This window comes from Pseudomonas sp. P5_A2_2 (assembly GCF_054177685.1).
Map to the genome: position 1 here is coordinate 1 of NZ_JBGCUL010000530.1, position 3,144 is coordinate 3,144.

A 3,144-nucleotide genomic window follows, 5' to 3' on the forward strand; every position below is an offset into this window, starting at 1 on the left:
GCTTTAAGCTTCTGCTCAGCCCAGGTTTTTCCGCCGTCATCGGTCGTCAACACCAGTGACCAAAGGCCGACGGCGACACCTTGTTCGGCGTTGAAAAAATGCACAGCGAACAGTGGCCGATCCTCATTGCTGGACAGTCGTTGAATCTGCCAGGAGTCACCGCCGTCRTTGCTGGCCAGAATCGCCCCCCAGTGACCAACCGCCCAACCTTGCCTGGAATCGACGAATGAAACACCGGTCAGTGGCGTGGACAACGGTACCGAGCTTGCCTGATGGAAGCTTTTCCCTTGATCATCGGAAAGCAACACCATGCCATGATCGCCAACGGCGACCACACGCCCCTTTGCCCATGCAGCATCCAGAAAGGTGGCCTGCGTGGCGTTGCTCGAAGGGACTGCCGGCACAGCTTCCAATGCAGACGCCTGAAGTGTGACCAGTGGCAGCACTGCAGCGAGTAAAGTCCCCATGAATGAAATCATGTATCGCATGTTGCTTTTCTCCTCAGTGCGCCAGTGCGCCGACCATGCGCACAGCGCGCTTACGCGGGAACACCCGCTCGAGCCAGACTGCGAAAGCCGGTAACACCGTCATGGCCATGACCATGTTGACCATGAACATGAAGGCGAGCAGTTTGCCCATATCGGCCTGAAACTTGAGCTCCGAGAACGCCCAGGTGGCGACGCCGACTGCCAGGGTAATCGCGGTGAAAATGGTTGCCACACCGACTTCGAGCAAGGCATGTTCGACAGCCTTGACGATCGGCTGGCCCTGGGCCTGATGCAGTTGCAGRCGGTTATAGATGTAGAAGGCGTAATCAACACCGATACCCACTGCCAATACCATCACCGGCAGCGTCGCAATGGTCAGGCCGATCTGTAGTTCCTTCATGAACCAGTAGCCGATAAAGGTGCCAATGGTCAGCGGAAGACAGCACACCAGCACAGCGCGCAGATCCCGGTAGACGACAAACACCAGCAGCGCGATTGCGGCATAGACATACAGCATCATTGGCGTCTCGCTCTTTTCAACCTCCTCATTGATGGCTGCAATCACCCCTGCATTGCCCGAGGCCAGTCGCACCGTCACCCCGGGCATCGGGAATTCGGTACGAAAGGCCTTGGCGGCTTCGATCACCTTGTTGATAGTCGCGGCCTTGTGGTCCGCCAGGTACAGGTGAACGGCAGCCATGCTGCAATCGGAGCGCATGATTCCCGGAATGCGGGCCACTTCGGTAGCCAACGAGGAGTAGTTCGCCGGATCAATGGGCACCGCATTCATTTTCGGATTGCCCTCGTTATAGCCCTCGTTGAACTGGCGCATGCTGGTAGAAAATGCGGCAACCGACACCACCCCGGGTACGCCTTCCATTGCCCACACAAAGCGATCCTGGTACTGACCCAAGGCGACCTCTTCGCAGGCGACTGAAGCGCCGTCACCAGACTTGTCTGGATTGACCTCGAAGACGACGCTTAGCCAATCCAGGCCAATGTCGTAGCTGCTGGCGATGGCAACTGCATCTCGGTTGAAGCGAGAATCCTCACGCAATTCCGGTGCACCTGCCTGCAGGGAACCAACGACTCGGTCATGGCTTTGCCAGACAGCCGCGAGGAAGACGAGCAAAGCAATGCAAAGCACCCGTTTGGCATTACGCCACTCGGCAAGCCTGGCCAGTCCATGCAACCAACGGGCACGGCGCTGACGGGAGATCTCCTCGGTCGCGGCGTAGTCACCGTCGACCCGCAGCATCGACGCCACCAACGGCAACATCACCAGATTGGTGATGATCTTGAAGGACACACCGAGCGACGCGGTGATGGCCAACTCACGTACCATCGGAATCGGGATCAGCACCAACGTTACGAAGGAAACAAAAGCGGTCACCAGTGCCAGCGTGCCGGGGATCAGCAAACCGCTGAAGCTGGAACGCGCCGCCTCCTCAACGCACTTTCCATGGGCGATTTCCCGCACGATGAAATTTATCTGCTGCACGCCATGGGACACGCCGATGGCGAACACCAGAAAGGGCACCAACACGGCAAGCGGGTCGAGGCCATAGCCAAGCAGCCTTAGACTGCCAAACTGCCAGACCAACGAAGCCAATGAACACCCCAGTGCCAGCAGAGTGAAACGTACGGAGTGGCAGTACCAGTACACCGCAGCGGCCGTCAGCAGCAATGCCAGCAGGCAAAACTCCAATACTGCAGACGCGCCATCGGCAATATCGCCGATCTGCTTCGCAAAGCCGATGATCTGAATTTCGAAATCACCGTCCTCGAACTGCTGACGAATTTGCTTTTCCAGGACCTGGTTGTAAGCCACATAGTCCAGGCGCGCGCCAGTGGCGTCAAACTCATTGAGTTCGACGGTGATCATCGCGCTGCTCTGATCCCGCGAGACCAGCGTGCCGATAAAGCCCCCCTGAGCCGTCGAATCGGCGATCCTGGCAATGGTTTCATCATCGAGGCGTTCGGGGGTTACCGTACCCGGTACAAGTGGATCTGCACGGAAGCCCTCCTCGGTTATCTCGTTGACGAAAGCGTTCGGCGTCCACAACGAACGCACGCTGCTACGCGAAACATTGGGTAGAAAGATGACTGCCTGAGTGACGTCATACAGACGCTTGAGAGCCGTCTCGCTCCAGATCTTGCCTGCGCGAGCCTTGACCACGATGGTCAGGCGATTCGCCCCCAACAGGTCATTGCGGTACGCCTCGAACGTTTCTACATATTCATGGCCGATGGGCAGCTGTTTTTCAAAGCCGGCATCCATACGCAACTGAACAGCAAACCAGGCCATGATCAGAGTGAAGATGACCAGACTCGCCAGTACTAGCCGGCGATGCCCAAACAGCCAGTTTTCGATGCGAGGCAGCACGCCACGCCCCCGTTTGACGGGGACTTTTAGAGAAGTATTCACGACATGCCTCACAGAGTGCGCGAAATCACGAAACCGACATAGTCGCGATCACCCAACAATTGATCGTAGGGGGTATCGCCCCCCATGAATTTCGCGTAGTTGAAAGAGACCTGCCAACTCGCGGGGTTACGCACGAAGTTCAGATACAGGTTCATGCTGCTGGCACCTTCGGTAAAGGTTGCAGACAGATTGGGTGTCCGTCCGCCCAGCGAGCGCGAATAGAAGATC

General features: G+C 57.4%; 3 protein-coding genes. All 3 read right to left on the bottom strand.

What is annotated here, in order from left to right:
- The coding region (locus ACXRVY_RS21735; protein ID WP_458238212.1) for a WD40/YVTN/BNR-like repeat-containing protein at positions 1-488 on the bottom strand (488 nt) is incomplete at its 3' end.
- A gap of 13 nt (positions 489-501) precedes the next feature.
- Positions 502-2,916, bottom strand: coding sequence for an efflux RND transporter permease subunit (locus ACXRVY_RS21740; RefSeq protein ID WP_457265873.1), 2,415 nt, complete (start codon positions 2,914-2,916; stop codon positions 502-504).
- Positions 2,917-2,924: 8 nt separating this feature from the next.
- Positions 2,925-3,144: DUF1302 family protein (locus tag ACXRVY_RS21745; protein ID WP_458238213.1), on the bottom strand; the 220-nt coding region annotated here is incomplete at its 5' end.